We start from the raw sequence: 16,535 nt of genomic DNA, 5'->3' as shown, positions 1-16,535 counted from the left end.
AAAACAAATTATAAAAATGGAGACGCTCGCATGAGCCAACAATCTATAGGAAAATACCGGTGGACGATTTGCGCCCTGCTGTTTTTCGCCACTACCGTCAACTACCTCGACAGACAGGTACTCAGCCTGCTGGCACCTGATCTGTCCAAAGAATTTGGCTGGACCAATACCGACTATGCCAATATCACTGCAGCCTTTCAGTTTGTGTATGCGATATCCATGCTGTTTGCCGGTAGACTCATCGACAAGATAGGCACCAAGCAAGCTTATCTGCTGGCGATTGCGGTCTGGTCTCTCGGTGCCATCATGCATGCCTACTCCATACTCTGGGGGGAAGGACTGGCATCGGTATTTACTGCCCTGGGCCTGGCCGTCATACCGGTATCAGTCGCGGGTTTCATGATATCCAGGGCTGTGCTGGCATTTGGTGAGGCAGGCAATTTTCCTGCAGCGATCAAGGCAACTGCCGAATATTTCCCCAAGCATGAACGTTCTCTGGCCACTGGCATTTTTAATTCCGGCGCCAACATTGGGGCTATCCTGGCACCACTGACCGTACCCCTGATTGCCGAGTTATGGGGCTGGCAGGCGGCGTTCATCATCATTGGTGCGATAGGTTTTTTATGGATGATATTCTGGCAGTTGTTTTATGAAAAACCGGAAAAACAAAAATACCTGTCTGCAGCAGAACTCGCTTACATCAATAGCGGCGACACCCAGGTTATTGAAGTTAATAGCAACGAGCCAGCACAAAAAATATCCTGGTTCAAACTGCTGTCTTACAAACAAACCTGGGCCTTTGTCATCGGCAAATTCATGACAGATGGAGTCTGGTGGTTTTTCCTGTTCTGGCTGCCCAAATATCTGGAAGCACAATACAAGATGCAAAAAACGGATATCGTGGTGCCACTGGCTGTCTTGTATAGCATGACCATGATAGGCAGTATAGGAGGTGGCTGGTTCCCCAGTTATTTCATGCGCAAAGGTGACAGTGCCTATAATGGCCGCATGAAAGCCATGCTGGTGATCGCCTTGTTTCCTCTGGTGGTTCTGCTGGCGCAACCATTCGGCTACCTCGGCTTTTGGGTGCCAGTATTGCTGATAGGCATAGGCACTTCTGCGCACCAGGCCTGGTCAGCCAATCTGTTCACGACGGTCTCTGACATGTTCCCGAAAAAGTCGGTGGCTTCCATCGTCGGCATAGGCGGCATGGCGGGTGGTCTGGGTGGTGTGCTGGTATCCAAGACCGGTGGCTGGCTGTTTGACTATTACGGTCAGCTTGGTCAAATCCAGACTGGTTACACCATCATGTTTGCATTCTGCGCTGTAGCCTATTTGCTGGCCTGGGGCATGATGAAGACACTGGTACCTACCCACAAAGAAATTACTGATCTGTAACTTGCGCAAAACCGCCCCAGCTGCGTTGTAGCGCCTAGTCGTACTAAAGTACTGTCTTCGCCGCTACGGTGCAGTTGGGGTTTCAGACAACATGTTGTCTGCCAGCGAAACGAACATCTCTTGCAAGAGATGTTTTCTAAGGCGATAGCCTTGCTGGGACAATTTTGCGCAAGTTACAATTAAATGAATTTTATTACTTACTACATGACTCAAACTTCTCACATAGTCTCAATACCAGATGTCAGTTGCATCGTCGGTGAAAGCCCTTTGTGGCATGCAGAACAGGCAGCCTGGTATTGGGTAGACATACCAGCAAAAACCATCTGGAAACTTGATGCCCGTTCCGGCCAGCTACGCTCATGGCATACCACGGAAATGGTGGCCTGCATCGCCTTGCAGGAGGACGGTAATTTTATTGCAGGCATGGAAAGCGGTATTTTCAGCCTGCATCTGGGCAATGATTCTCATGTCATACAAACCAGGCTGGCGGCGCCGGAAGAACTGGGTGCTGGCATGCGTTTTAATGATGGTCGCTGTGATCGTCAGGGGCGCTTCTGGAGCGGCACCATGTTCATGGACATGGCTGCAGCAAAAGCCGTAGGTCAGCTATATCGCTATACGCATGAGTCGGGTTTGTCTGCCCCCGTTGTCAGTAATCTGTTGACACAAAATGGCCTGGCCTGGTCACCGGATGGCAAGACCATGTATCTGTCTGACTCGCATCCTGCCAGCCAGACTATCTGGGCATTTGACTACGATGTCGCAGAAGGCCTGCCACATAATAAGCGTGTCTTTGCCGACATGAAACCCATGGCAGGCCGCCCTGATGGTGCTGCCATGGATGTCGATGGATGTTACTGGATATGCGGCAATGATGGCGCCTGTCTGCTGCGCTTCACACCTGCAGGCAAACTCGACAGGAGCATTGCATTGCCCATGAACAAACCCGCCATGTGCACATTTGGCGGGCCGGATATGAGCACACTGCTGGTCACTTCCATCGGTGCTGGCAAGGTAGAACATGACCAGTGGGCAGGCACGCTGGTGCTGGTCAGGCCTGGAGTGGCAGGGGTGGCAGAAACAAGATTTGCCAGTTAAATTTTCGTCTCGTAGAAAAGCGCGGCGGTACTTGAGCGCATAAGAGATTTTCTCTTATGCGCATTTTTTTACGCTGACAATACAGAATTGTGCAGCTTGTCATCTATCTGTACATTCTTCAATTCCAGACCCTGCACGTTATACAGATACAGGGGGCTGGCAGCATTCACTGGCGTGCCAAACTGGCAGTCACTGATGCTCACGTTGGTGACAGGGAAGATCATGGGATTCTTGTCGTCGCCATTATAGTCAGACGCGACGGGCCCAAGAATGACAATGGCCTGGAAGCAGGAGAACTTGCCATTTTTTGTCGTGACATTACCCACCTTGATATTCGAGATATGTACATTCGTCACGACTGGTGGCCTGGTCCTGACATTGTCACTGACGGGCGCATAATCGCAATCAAAAGTAATCACCGCACCGGCTGCTGTAGCCACCGTCTTTGACTGTATCGGTGAACCAGGCAATGAGGTATAAAAAGACGGGCTGGTCTGTACGCCATTCGGTATCGTGATATTGCGCACATAGAAATTTTTCAGATAACCACCGCGGTTCATATTCGTCTTCAGACGTATCGCCGTATTCAAGGGATTGGTAGCCCAGTGCATATTCTCGAACAAGAGATTTTGTGCATAGACATTCTGTATGCCACCCGCCATTTCACTACCCAGTGTCACCGCACCGTGGCCGCTTTGCATGGTGCAATTCTGGATGACGATATTTTGTGATGGACCATACTGGGTATCAAGATTCTTGCCTGCCTTGATGGCGATGCAATCATCACCAGAATCAAAGGTGCAGGATTCAACCAGCACATGGTCACAGGCTTCAGGGTCAAAACCATCGCTGTTGGGGCCATGGCTTTTTGCCAGCACATTGCGTATCACAACATTGCGGCAATGCACAGGATGGTGCTGCCAGAAAGGCGTGTGGTTGACCTGGTAGCCTTGCATCAGCACATTCGTGCAACTGATGAACTGTATCATGGGTGGACGCAGATTATGTCCCATGCCAAAGATGCGCTTACCCAAAGGCACGCCAGCTTCTGACAGGGATGGCAGGTAATTTGCATCGGCGCGCCACTTGTCATTGTCACCCTGTATGCGCAGCCTGTGTTTTTCATCGACTTGTGGCGCAATTTTTTCCAGACTGGTGGCGTTCAAGTCATTCGCCGTATTTTCAGAACGCTTGCCATGCTTGTAATTGGGACTGGTGTTTTGTCCGACTGAATTGATGGTTTTTTGCTTGCCCTTCCAGGTCCACCAGCAATCGCCATTTTGATCAAAGGGCACACCACCCTGACCATCAAGTATGCTGGTCCAGTCATCGCCAGTCAGGGCGATATTGTCCTGGCCATAGGCATATACCATGGGTGAAAAATTCAGGCAGTCATTACTCTGCCAGCGCGAAATCACCAGTTTGCCATTTGGCCCGCAATCAAAGCTGCCATATTTTGCATAATGCTCAGGGTCGTTGCTGAAATAGATGTGCGCGCCTTTGAGCAAATGCACGTTCACGTTCGACAATAAGACAATAGGCCCGGCGCAATACCAGTTCCCGGCAGGCACCAGTACGCGACCACCGCCAGCATCATGGCAGGTCTTGATGGCCTGAGTAATGGCTGGATAAATATCTTTGGAATTTGCCACTGGCGTTTGCACGCTGGCCTGTTCTTCATAGGATATCCAGGCTTTGACGCTTTTCAATTCACAGGTGACTGCGCCAAAATCGGTGATGCGATAGTCGGCCTTGCGAAACTTCAAAGGCCGGGAGAGACGATCCACGATATCCTGGGCTTTTTGCCAGGGATCTTCTATCATGGTCGCAGCAAGCGCCTGGCCCATAGGCAATGCGCTGCCAGCAGTGGCGGACAATCCAGTCAGCGACATTTTCTTCATAAAACTGCGGCGTGCAGTCTGGCTTGATGGCTTTTGTTTTTCCTGTTTCATATTGTCTCTCTTGTGCTTGTTGCTGAGCCTGCGTGTAAACCAGTCACGGACTCACTCTTCAGTATTATTAAATTCAGCCAGAAATATGCGTACCGGCGAAAACGGTCCGGCATAGCCCATTTGCTTGATCGGGTCGATTTTGGCAGCGAGCAAATTTGCCCAGTAATCATCACTGGAAAATTGCGCAGGGCGATAAGGCAAGGTGCCTTTCTTGTTCCAGTCTGACCACGGCTGCTTTTTATTGATATGCGCGCCTATCACAGAATTCATGACCACCATCTTGCCTACCGATTCCAGCGTCTGCCGCCTGATCGTGCCAGTGGGTGAATTGAATTGATCCACCTCACCTATCTGGCAGTCATAACCAGGGACAGGCACGGGTGCATAGGGTGTGCAGCGCTCATTATGAAACCATTGGCGGGCCAGGCTGAATTTACCTGCAAGGGCATGGCTGCTACCATCGTGAGTAAAGCGGCAATGATCGAAGACAAAACCATAGCGTGATTTCACATTGGTGCTGGGCGCACCTACATAGGATGAGTTGCGCTCACCCAGGGTTTTGATTTCCGTCTCAAAGAAATAGGCCGTGGCATCACCAAAAATAAAATCCACATCGCCTTCTATGTAAGAGCGCTGGAAAAACTGCCTGGCAGTCTGGCCATCCTTGCCTGACTTCATATACAAGGTATCCTGGAAACCCAGCATGCGCACGCCGTCGAAATGCGACTTGTCTGCGCCATCCAGCATGACGGCCAGAGCCTGGTGATGCACCATCTGGCTGCGCGCATAGATGCTATTTTCATCGGGACAATTACCTGGCTGGCAATCTGCCCGCGCATTACCCTTATCCTTGTTGTAGGCATTTTCTATAGTCAGGTTTTTTGCCTGGAAGCCGGGGCTTTTAACCCACAATACGGCAGTGCCAAAAGTACCGAGTGTGGGCCTGTCTTTCAAACCTTCATGCATGGCCTTGATGCTTTGATGTGTGCCAGAAAACTGTGCAGAAAATTGCGCAGTGTAGCTGCTACCAGTGGTTGCAGCATCGAGATTGACAGTGATACGGGTAGTTGCAGCGTCGCTGCCATACAGGGTAATTGGAACGGTAGTATCCGGCACATACACCAGCTCACGGTAAGTACCTGGTTTGATGAAGATATGGATACGCTGCCTGCTGGTCTTGCCTTTATCCAAATCGGTAATCGCCTGATTGACAGCGGCCTGCACTTGCCTGAATATCCTGACACCATCTGGTACAGCATTAGCATCGACGATGTAGTCAGGCGTCAATTGCGGATCAGCAGCGATGGGTTCAGACCTGGGATCCCATGGTGATATCTGTTCCTTGCCTGGCAAGCCTGCGTATTTCAATACCTCGGCATAAGCAAAGTCTCTGGCTGTCTGCGCATCAAGTTGAGGACGTTTGCTAACAGTTTGCAGTTCAGGATAGGCGGCAAATGCCTGCGTGCATTGCTGGGGGTTGGCTGCAAGGCTATCAAAGATAACTTTGTCGCTTCCAGCCAATTGCACATGTTCAAACTGGCTGCTACTTTTATCTGCCACACTGACGTCTTGCAATGCGAACTGTATGGGGCGAGCAGCGTCGTAGCCACGCAATATGATCTTGCCAGGTGTCAGTGACTGCACATGTTCCAGCTTGATATTGCGGTACTGAGGTATCAGATCGCCAGTCGCTGTTTTTCCATAATGCGTATCAAAATCGATAGGTGCTTTTACATTGCGTATGCATACATTGCGATAGCTGATGTTTTGCACCAGGCCACCGCGTGAGATATCACTCTTGATGCGCAGGCCTGAAGTCGTGCCATCCATGCTGAGATTTTCTATCAGCACATTGCTGACACCACCATTGGTTTCACTGCCTATGGACATACCATGACCGGAATAGAAATGATTATTGCGTATGGTGATATTTTCTGTAGGCCCATTATTGCCCGCCTTGATGGCGACATTATCATCACCGGTGCGGATATAACTATTGGCAATCGTGATATTGCGCGATGAGATCGGGTCTATGCCATCAGTATTTCTGGCATTGGCAGGCGTGTCTATGCGCACACCCCAGGCAGTAAAGCCATCTACCTGGTTGAGGGTGACATGGAAATTAGGGGAGTTACGCAAAGTGATATTGTGCAGGGTGATGTCATTCGACTGTGTGATTTCTATCAGCCTTGGCACATTCTGACGATTGTTTTCTCTCTGCGCTCTACGGGCAATTTGCCACCAGCTTTCTTCTTTACCACTGATACGCTCTCCCCCCTGTCCGTCAATCACGCCTTCGCCATAAATACCGCTGCCTTTGGCATGGTCAATGGTGATGAAGGGCTTGCAGCCTTTACCCTTGTCATCATTTGTGCCACAAGTGCCAGCACCACGGTCATAGTCCAGTGGACGGGTGGATGCATACAGCGTGACACCAGAATCAATCAACAGTGAAACGCCGCTACGCAATTGCAAAGCGCCGGATACGAATGCAGTCTTGCCATTGCGACTGCGCAAGCGTACTGCCTGCCCGGGTCGGCAGGCATCTATCGCGGTCTGCAAAAGCTGGGTATCTGGTGCGCGGCTTTCAGCCCCCGCTTTGCCACTCTCCATCTGTGCGGCCAAGACAATGCAAATAGCTGGCGTCTGTGGCTCTTTTACCTGACGACTATCTTGCGCATTTGCAGTGCCAGAAAATAACAAAGCTGTCATGACAGCAGCAACGCAAGTTGCGGGGAGATACTTGTGCTGACTCATCATTTGCTCTCTGCACTCACATGCGATTGCAAGGCAGGCGCAACCAGCAGTAATTCTTTCAAGACCATGCCAGAGAAATATGTCGCACCCTTATTACCCAGATGGGTACGGTCAAAAGCAGATTTTGCAGCGCCTGCTTTTTCTATGTTGGCCAGATCAGTTGCTGTAGCTGGCTGTGCAGAAGGTGGTGGTGCCATTGCCAGGGTATCAGCCTCGGCCTCGCCCATGGCTTGCACGGCCTTATAGCTGATGGCATTCAAATCGATGGAGGGTACATGTTTGCCTGTCGCCACCTTGATGCTGGCATCTGCCCAGGGGCGCAAGTCATTTTGCAGTTGCGTGCCTTTGAAACTGCGCCTGGTCAAGGGTGTCAGCAATACTGTCTGCGCACCGGCAGCTTGCAATTCATCGACATAGCCTGCCATATTGACGGGGAATTCTGTCGCCAGATCCGTCGAGCGCCCGAGCTTGCCGGGCTGGTCATTATGCCCAAACTGTATCAGCACCAGTGTCTGGCTGAACTGAGCATTGCTGGCCATGAGTTTTTGTACCACTTCCCACGAACCTTCTGCGCGATAACTGCCAGAACTGCGCCCGCCTTTGGCCAGATTCAGACAAGTCACATCAGGTTTGAAACGCTGGCACAGGGCATCACCATAGCCGCTTTTTGTGGCCATGGTGGAGTCACCCACCAGGATGATGCGGACTGCCTTGCCAGACTGGGATTCAGCTTGCCTGGGCTGGCTGCAAGCGCAAACCAGCATGGCACTGATCGCAGTCAAGGCGACAGAGCGGAGAAATGATTTCATGGAATACTCTTGATCTTTACTATAAAAACGGGGCCTGCAAGCAGACCCCGTGATTTTCCTAAAGTCTAGGCAGACAAGGTCTTGTTATGGATAGTGTCACCTATTCTGACATTCTTCAGGGTCAGGCCCTTGACGTTGTACAGATACAGAGGATTGGCTGCATTGGCAGGCGTACCCAAATCGCAATCAGTAATAGTGACATTAGTGACAGGAACAATATGTGGTGCCGGTTTAGCCGTACCGTTATAGTCGCTTGCCACTGGCCCAAGTATGACTATCGCCTGATAGCAAGAGAACTTGCCATCCTTGGTATCGACATTGGCCACTTTGACATTCGAGATATGGATATCGGACACCACCGGTGGACGTGTACGTACATTGTCATTGATGGGGTCATAACCACAATCAATGGTGATGATGCCGCCAGCCGATGTCGCCACTGATTTGGTAGGGATGGCCGAGCCTGGCAAGGTCGAATAAAACGCAGGCGTGGTGCGTATGCCATTGGGCACCGTGATATTGCGTATATGCAGATTGCGCAAGAAGCCGCCGCGGCTCATATTTGATTTCAGCCTGATCGCAATATTCAGCGGATCAGTTTTCCAGTGGCTGTTTTCAAATACCAGGTTTTGCGCAAACACATTTTGTATACCGCCAGACATGATGCTGCCAAAAGTCATGGCACCGTGGCCGCTATGCATCTTACAATTCTGGATCACGATATTTTGTGAAGGACCATACTGTATGTCCGGCCCCTTGCCAGAATCAACTGCAATGCAATCGTCACCGGTATCGAATGTAGAGTCTTCTATCAATACATGGTCGCAGGATTCAGGATCAAAACCATCGCTGTTCGGGCCTATGCTATTGGCATAGATATTCTTCACATGCACGTTGCGGCAATTCACAGGATTATGTTGCCAGAATGGCGTATTGGTCACCTGATAGCCCTGGAACAGCACATTCGTGCAACTGATGAATTGCACCATATGTGGCCGCAAGAAATGCCCCATACCGAAAACACGTTTTTCTGCAGGTACACGGGCTTCTGCCAGTGCACGCAGGTAATTGGAATCACGACGCCATTTGTCGCCCTCACCCTGGATGAAACTGGCTTCTTGTGCACTCAGATGTGGTGCAACTTCCTGCAAAGAAGTCGGGTTCAGCGGGTTCAGAGAAACTTCAGTCTCGCCTTTGACATGTTTGACATAGTTGCCACTATTGCCTGCGGCGATGTCGCCGCTGGTATTTGGTTTTTCCCTGCCTTTCCAGGACCACCAGCAATACGGGTTATCCGGGAAATCGACACCAGCCTGGCCGTCGAGTATGGCAGTCCAGTCTTCGCCAGTCAGGGCGATATTGTTTTGTCCAAACGCATAGACCATGGACGAAAAGTTCAGGCAGTCATTACCTTCCCAGCGCGTCATCGATAAATTACCATTCTTGCCGCAATTGAATTTACCGTATTTTGCGTAGTCAGCCGGGTCATTGCTGAAGTAGACATGCGCACCGGCCTGCAAATGTACATTGACATTCGATAGCAATACGATAGGCCCTGCGCAATACCAGTTACCCGCCGGGATCACAACCCTACCACCACCTGCCTTATGGCATGCCGCGATAGCGTCAGCAATCGCGGGGTAGCAGTCTTTCGAACCCTTGGCCGGTGTAGACAGATTGGCTTTTTCAACAAAGGAAACCCAGGCCACAGTGGGCACGACCTGGCAGGTTTCCGCACCAAAACTGGTGATAAGGAAATCTTCCTTGCGGAACTGTATGGGTTTGGCAAAACGGTTGATGATGTCCTGTGCCTGCTTCCAGGGATCTTTTTTGCCAGCAGCGGCAGCCATAGCACTGGCTGTCATGCCACTACCCAGCAATAAACCACCGGCAGACGCCGCTTGCAGGAAACTGCGGCGCTTCATACTCACGCTCATACTTAAATTCAAACCGTTTTTCAGATTACTGTTTTGCATCATGGCTCCACATCCCCCATGCAGGCATGGGGGATTTATCCTCAGAAGTTGTAAGACAGACGTGCATTGAAAGCGCGGCCTATGGGGCTGGCAGCACTACTCAGGTAACCGTAGGTGTAACCACTGTGATTGGTAATCGGTGGTTTGGCATCCAGCAGATTGGTGATACCGGCGGACAGGGTCAGGTTTTTAAAGCCGCGGTAACTTGCTGTCAAATTCCATACCTGGTAGGGCTCGATATCTCTGAAATACTGGGCAGCGATCAGGTTTTGATCGTGGTAACCAGTATTATAGTTTTGCGTCAGTTGCGAACTCCAGTCACCCTTGGTCCAGGACATGGTCAGCGTATGTTTCCAGCGGAAGGTAATGATGGGCAAGCTGCTGGTCGTACCATTGCTGGCCACACCGAAGCGACCTACATTGGATACATAAGCACTGTCTTTTTCCAGTTGGTTATCAAATTGCGTCAGGTAAGTGCCATTCAGCTGGAACTTGAAATTGCCTATGGAAGTGCGGGGAATATCATAAGCCATCGAGACATCAATACCTGAAGCTTTTTGCCCACCCAGATTCATCGTGATATTTTTGATGTAAGCCAGGGAACCATCAGCATTGCGCACGAACAGATCGGCATATTTGGTCGGGTTCAGGAAGTAGACTTGCTCAGGCAGGTTAGCCAGCATGTCCTTCATTTCTATATGCCAGTAATCTGCAGACACCGTCAGGTTTTGCAAAGGCTCCGTCACTATCCCCAGTGTGAAGCCGCGTGAAGTTTCTGGCACCAGATCCGGGTTGCTGCCAGTCTGACGCGGCAGGGAAACATTACATACTGCCGAAGCCACCAGGCCTGGCAAAGCCTTGCCCGTACCTGCCACACCTGGCGTACCGCCAGGACATTGCACAGGATCATCCCATTTCGCGGCTGTCGTGGCATTGGCACCTGCGACACGGTAGCCGTAACGATCAAACAAGGTAGGTGCACGGAAACCGGTGTTGGCAGAACCACGGAACATCAAAGACTTCATCGGTTGATAACGGAAGCTGGCCTTGGGGTTGATGGTATTACCAAAATCACTGAAATGATCGTCACGCACAGCCACGTTGAAATTCAAGTCCTTGGTGACAGGGATTTCCATTTCCGCATACAGTGCAGCCACATTACGTGCACCCTGGCCACGTGAAGGACCTGAAGCTGCATATGTCACTATCGAGGTGATTGCGGTCTTGGTATCTTCAGTAGTATCTCTGTGCAAGTCTGCACCCAATGCCAGCGTCAGCGGTCCGCCCGCAAGCTTGGTGAGTTCTGTGGAGGCAGTAAAATCAATGCCGGTAAAGGTACTCACAGAGTGGCGATTTTGCGCACCATCGACACCTATGCTTGCCAGGTAAGCCTTGCCTGCTGCATCCTGCAAACCAAAAGGATTCAAGGTGCCGTTGGCAATTCCAGTCAGCAGGGCAGCGCCATCCACATAACCTGACTCATAGTAATTATCACGCTGGCTGTGGCCATAGACAAAACCAGCCTTGTAATCCCAGTTACCAAAGCGCCCCTCATCATTGATGGCGATGCGCTGATTGACTTGCACATCCTTGGTGACAGCCTCAGCCAGGTCAGCAACACTCCAGGTCACGGTCAATGGCTCGCCTTTCAAACCAGCCACGGCAGGCACTCCACCTGTACCACCGGGATACCATTTACTGGTCGATGGCAACAAGGCATTCACATTGTTTGCTGCCAGACTGGTCGTAGGATTTTTAGTGCCGAGTATATGTTCCTGGCCGCGCATGTAATCAATGCTGAGGATATGCTCATCATTGAATTTCTTGGTCGCCTTGGCATAGAAAGTCACTTGCTCATTGCCATATAGCGCAGTGCCGTAATAAGCCGCATTCAGTATGCAGGTATTTTTTGCGCCCTGTATGCTGTACGGCCCCTGGCAGTTGCTAGCATAGTAAGGGTTGGCAGCAGTCTTGTTGGTGGCTGTCGTAAAGTTGGCAGGCATGGCATAGCCGCCGCTACCCAAAGTCGGGGCACGACCTATGCTGGTCAGCATTTCAGTGGTACTCAGTTCAGCCCGGTCAGATGCCAGCAAACGGCTACGGCGATGTGCATCGATCGTGCCGTAGAGATTCCAGCCATCTTTTTCCAGATCACCTACGCCTACGGTTGCGCTTACCCTTTGTTCATCACCACCGCCAGTTTTTTGCGGTTTGACATATTGGGCAGAAACAGAATTGCCAACCACGGTGCGCTTGGTGATGAAGTTGACTACGCCACCGATAGCATCAGAACCATAGATGGAAGATGCACCGTCGCGCAGGATTTCTACCCTGGCGATGGCACTCATGGGTATCACATCCAGATTGGCATAACCATCAGCAATCGCTTCATTGGCAAGGCGACGGCCATTCAGCAGCACCAGAGTGCGGTTCACACCCAGGCCACGCAAATTGATATTGGTACCAGACCCGGCATTCGATGGTGCCAGCGAGGCTGATTCAGGCAAGGCCATCATCAGATCTGCCAGCGTGGTCATGCCACGTTTTTCCAGTTCTTCACCGCTGACCATGGTCACTGGCAAAGATGCTTCCGTCGCCAGGCGCTTGATGGATGAACCAGTGACTTCTACCCTTTGTATTTCCTGCGCTTGTGCCTGATTCACTACCGCTAGCACTGCCAGCGCAATGGATGACAATACAAACACTGGCCTCGGGAATTTTTTATCGTCTTTCATTATTCAGTCTCCTCCTGTTTTTCATGGAATTCTCGTGCCTATGCTGTTTTGCATAAGTCACTAGTTGGAGCACCTCGCGTACTCTGTGCCACTGCGACGAAGATGGGCGCAAGAAGCCCCACCGGGGTCACAGCCGGTCAAGATAGAAATCCGATTTTGGGACTGCTGTCAGCCCCGGGGATACAGTCGCAAATGTATTCTTTGCTTGTTGACTGATCCTTTGCCTGCTTATACGTTTATCCGTTCATCCGCTTATCCGCGCGAAAAAGTCCTGGTCACTCTTTCAAGATGAGCGCGCATGGCCTTTCTCGCTGCAGCCGGATCATGGGAAGCAATTGCTTCCAGTATGTTGCGGTGATCCGTCAGTGTTTGCTGGCGTAATTCTTCAGTCTGGAAATGCTCCTTCAATTTATGCCACAAACGGCCCCGCTGGTTCCACAAGTATTCCACCGTACCCACCAGTGCACTATTACCTGTAGCCCTGGCGATGGATAAATGAAAATTCCTGTCGGCGTTTTCATTGCTGGAATAATTGGCATGATGCTTTTCCATTTCCAGCACGGCTTTCAAAATTTCATCAATGGCTGAATCGGTTGCTACCCTGGCTGCAATCGCCGCCACTTCCGACTCAATCAAGCGCCGCGCAGACAAGACTTCAAACGGCCCCGGCCCGGCTTCTGGTACATCGGCCTGCTCTTCCGGCAAGCCGCTGACATAGACGCCAGATCCACCACGCACTTCAATCACGCCACCCAGCTCCAGTGCGATCAGGGCTTCACGCAAGGAAGCACGGCTGACACTAAGCTTGGTTGCCAGATCACGCTCAGATGGCAGACGCTCTCCAGCGGCAATATTTTCTTCTGCAATCAGCGCCTGGATCCTGTCAGCCACAACCCGGTACAACCTGGGTTCATGCGGCAAAGCTTCATTCTGCGCAATATTTTTTTTCATCATGATTTGCAACTTATAGAAAAGCTTAATAAAAGCAATTCGGTCAGGCCATTCTAATGTGGTCAGACCAAATATGCAATGTGGACTAGCCAGATATTTTTTTTGGTGGCATACTCGCCACAAATACTACCTCAGGGATTATAGCGGACTCTACCTTCCCTACTGGTAAAAAAAGAGAAATCTGACAGTAGAAATAAGCGATTTTCATAGAGAAAAATGGTTTTCATACAGCACAAGCACAGTGTGCACACCTGAAGTCCATTTTCATGGCAGATGTTCATGCCAGTTTTATTTTGGTAAGACCAATTTCATGAAAATCAGATTTTTCAACAAAAATAATTGGACTGATGTGTCTGTTTTTTGCACTAACAGCCTCATGCAGCGGAGAAGGGGAAAAATAAAATGACGATATCCAGCACCAGCTTGCCGCTTTATATACGCATGCATGCCAGTGACAATGTGGCGATAGTTGCCAATGATGGCGGCCTGCCTGCGGCGACCCGCTTTCCCTGCGGGATAACATTGCTGGAGCACGTCCCGCAAGGACATAAGCTGGCATTGCAAGACCTTGCCGAAGGTGCAGCGATTACCCGCTATAACGTCACGATAGGCTATGCAGTGCGCGCCATACCGCAAGGTAGCTGGGTAGAAGAATCTCTGATACGCATGCCAGCCGCCAGGGAGTTGCTGGACTTGCCCATCGCCACGGTATCTGCACCCGACACGACTCCCCTGGAAGGCTATACTTTCATGGGCTACAGGAATGCCGATGGCAGTGTGGGTACGCGCAATATCCTCGCAATCACCACGACAGTGCAATGCGTCTCTGGCGTGGTTGAACATGCGGTACAACGTATCAAAGAAGAACTCTTGCCCAGGTTTCCACATGTTGATGATGTGGTAGGCCTGGAACATACTTATGGTTGCGGTGTTGCCATCGATGCACCGAATGCAAATATCCCCATACGTACGCTGCGCAATATCAGCCTGAATCCAAATTTTGGCGGACAAGCCATGGTTGTCAGCCTGGGTTGTGAAAAACTGCAACCAACGCGCCTGTTCCCCAAGGGTAGTATCCCGATCAAGAAAGACGATGAAGGCAGCGGCGAACCTGCACTGGTGTGCTTGCAGGATCAGGCACATGTAGGCTTCAATTCCATGATTGCCTCCATCATGAAGACAGCAGAAAAACAACTGGCAGAACTGGACAAGCGTCGCCGCGTGCCCTGCCCTGCATCGGAACTGGTGGTGGGTGTGCAATGCGGTGGCAGTGATGCTTTCTCAGGTGTGACGGCCAACCCGGCCGTTGGCTTTGCGACAGATCTGCTGGTGCGCGCTGGTGCCACGGTGATGTTTTCTGAAGTGACCGAAGTGCGCGACGGTATAGACCAGTTGACCTCACGCGCCGCCAATGCTGAAGTGGCAGAAGCCATGATCAGGGAAATGGCCTGGTATGACGATTATCTGAAACGTGGTGGTGTAGACCGCAGCGCCAATACCACGCCTGGCAATAAAAAAGGCGGGCTGTCGAATATCGTTGAAAAGGCCATGGGTTCCATCGTCAAGTCTGGCAGCTCTACCATTTCCGGTGTGTTGTCACCTGGTGACAAACTTACGCAAAAAGGCTTGATCTATGCTGCTACTCCAGCCAGTGATTTTGTTTGTGGCACCTTGCAACTGGCAGCAGGCATGAACCTGCATGTGTTTACCACCGGACGCGGCACCCCCTATGGCCTGGCCGCAGTCCCTGTCATCAAGGTCGCCACCAGAAATGACCTGGCCAGGCGCTGGCATGATCTCATGGATATCAACGCCGGCAAGATTGCCAGCGGCGAAGCGACGATAGCCGATGTAGGATGGGAGTTGTTCCAGATGCTGCTGGATGTTGCCAGTGGCAAGGAAACCTGGGCCGAGCACTGGAAGCTGCATAATGCACTTGTCCTGTTTAACCCGGCACCGATTACCTGATAGCCAGGTCTTAGCCACACATAAAGAATTCAATATAAGAGAAAGAATCCCATGACTACCACTAGCATAGAAAAACCTTTTAACCGCATCTTGCTGACCGGTGCTGCCGGTGGACTGGGCAAGGTCTTGCGTGAACGCATCAAGGCATGGGCCAATATCGTTCGCCTCAGTGACATTGCCGATCTGGGCGCGGCAGGAGTAGGCGAAGAAATCGTGCAATGTGATCTGGCTGATAAAGCTGCCGTGCTGGCGCTGATGGAAGGCGTGGATGTCGTGCTGCACTTTGGCGGCATTTCTACTGAAGCCAATTTTGAAGCCATCATGCATGCAAACATCCAGGGTACTTATAATATCTATGAAGCCGTGCACAAGCATCATGTAAAGCGCGTCATCTTTGCCAGCTCGAATCATGCAGTTGGCTATTACCGCACTACCGATTACATTGATGCCGACATGCCCACCCGCCCTGATGGCATGTATGGCATCAGCAAATGTTTTGGTGAGTCACTGTCACGTTATTACTATGACCGCTTTGGTATAGAAACCGTATGCATACGCATAGGCTCGTCCTTCCCGGTGCCGACTACGCGCCGCATGATGGTGACTTACTTCAGCTATGACGACTTGTTTGAATTATTGCGCTGCTCAGTATTTGCGCCGCGGGTAGGCCATACCATCAGCTTTGGCGTATCTGATAATCCAGGCAAATGGTGGGATAATAAAAAGGCTGCGCATCTGGGCTTTCAAGCTAAAGACAGCTCTACGGCATTTACTCATCTATTTCCCGATAGCAGTGCGTATCCAGAGAAGGATGACATCACGACCATCTATCAGGGTGGGGGGTTTTTATTGACTGGTCCCCAGTACAAATAAAACAGAAAGGGCAGGCTC

At 51.0% G+C, this 16,535-nt stretch carries 10 protein-coding genes; 4 read left to right on the top strand and 6 right to left on the bottom strand.

Annotation, left to right across the window (positions count from 1 at the left end; genetic code table 11):
* Positions 1-30 precede the first annotated feature (30 nt).
* Positions 31-1,398, top strand: coding sequence for an MFS transporter (locus tag DFR42_RS10515; RefSeq protein ID WP_110254893.1), 1,368 nt, complete (start codon positions 31-33; stop codon positions 1,396-1,398).
* A 204-nt stretch (positions 1,399-1,602) separates the two neighbouring features.
* Positions 1,603-2,496, top strand: a complete 894-nt coding sequence (locus tag DFR42_RS10510) for an SMP-30/gluconolactonase/LRE family protein (RefSeq protein WP_211324236.1) — start codon at positions 1,603-1,605, stop codon at positions 2,494-2,496.
* Positions 2,497-2,564: 68 nt separating this feature from the next.
* Here DFR42_RS10510 and DFR42_RS10505 read toward each other — a convergent pair whose 3' ends face one another.
* From DFR42_RS10505 to DFR42_RS10480, 6 genes are all read right to left on the bottom strand, one after another.
* Positions 2,565-4,448 carry a glycoside hydrolase family 28 protein gene (locus DFR42_RS10505; protein ID WP_110254892.1) on the bottom strand — a complete coding sequence of 628 codons (1,884 nt, stop codon included), beginning with the start codon at positions 4,446-4,448 and terminating at the stop codon, positions 2,565-2,567.
* 51 nt (positions 4,449-4,499) lie between these two features.
* Positions 4,500-7,160, bottom strand: a complete 2,661-nt coding sequence (locus tag DFR42_RS10500; RefSeq protein ID WP_110255021.1) for a pectinesterase family protein — start codon at positions 7,158-7,160, stop codon at positions 4,500-4,502.
* 44 nt (positions 7,161-7,204) lie between these two features.
* Entirely contained in the window at positions 7,205-8,014 is an 810-nt protein-coding gene (locus DFR42_RS10495; RefSeq protein WP_110254891.1) for a rhamnogalacturonan acetylesterase, read from the bottom strand.
* A 65-nt stretch (positions 8,015-8,079) separates the two neighbouring features.
* A complete protein-coding gene (locus DFR42_RS10490; RefSeq protein WP_245936907.1) occupies positions 8,080-9,990 on the bottom strand; it encodes a glycoside hydrolase family 28 protein in 1,911 nt (636 codons plus the stop codon).
* A 41-nt stretch (positions 9,991-10,031) separates the two neighbouring features.
* Positions 10,032-12,725, bottom strand: coding sequence for a TonB-dependent receptor plug domain-containing protein (locus DFR42_RS10485; protein WP_110254890.1), 2,694 nt, complete (start codon positions 12,723-12,725; stop codon positions 10,032-10,034).
* A 252-nt stretch (positions 12,726-12,977) separates the two neighbouring features.
* Entirely contained in the window at positions 12,978-13,679 is a 702-nt protein-coding gene (locus DFR42_RS10480) for a FadR/GntR family transcriptional regulator (protein ID WP_425450873.1), read from the bottom strand.
* Between the two features lie 399 nt (positions 13,680-14,078).
* On the opposite strand from DFR42_RS10480, the gene garD reads away from it, so the two are divergent.
* Both garD and DFR42_RS10470 read left to right on the top strand, forming a co-directional pair.
* The gene (gene garD, locus DFR42_RS10475; RefSeq protein WP_110254888.1) at positions 14,079-15,644 is read left to right on the top strand and encodes a galactarate dehydratase; all 1,566 of its coding nucleotides are present in this window, start codon (positions 14,079-14,081) and stop codon (positions 15,642-15,644) included.
* Between the two features lie 51 nt (positions 15,645-15,695).
* Positions 15,696-16,517 (top strand): NAD-dependent epimerase/dehydratase family protein, encoded by an 822-nt coding sequence (locus DFR42_RS10470; protein WP_110254887.1) that lies wholly within the window; start codon positions 15,696-15,698, stop codon positions 16,515-16,517.
* Positions 16,518-16,535 lie beyond the last annotated feature (18 nt).

This window comes from Undibacterium pigrum, assembly GCF_003201815.1.
Lineage (GTDB): Bacteria > Pseudomonadota > Gammaproteobacteria > Burkholderiales > Burkholderiaceae_D > Undibacterium > Undibacterium pigrum.
The sequence above is the reverse complement of the archived record's forward strand: the minus strand, read 5'-3'. Positions and strand labels throughout refer to the sequence as shown.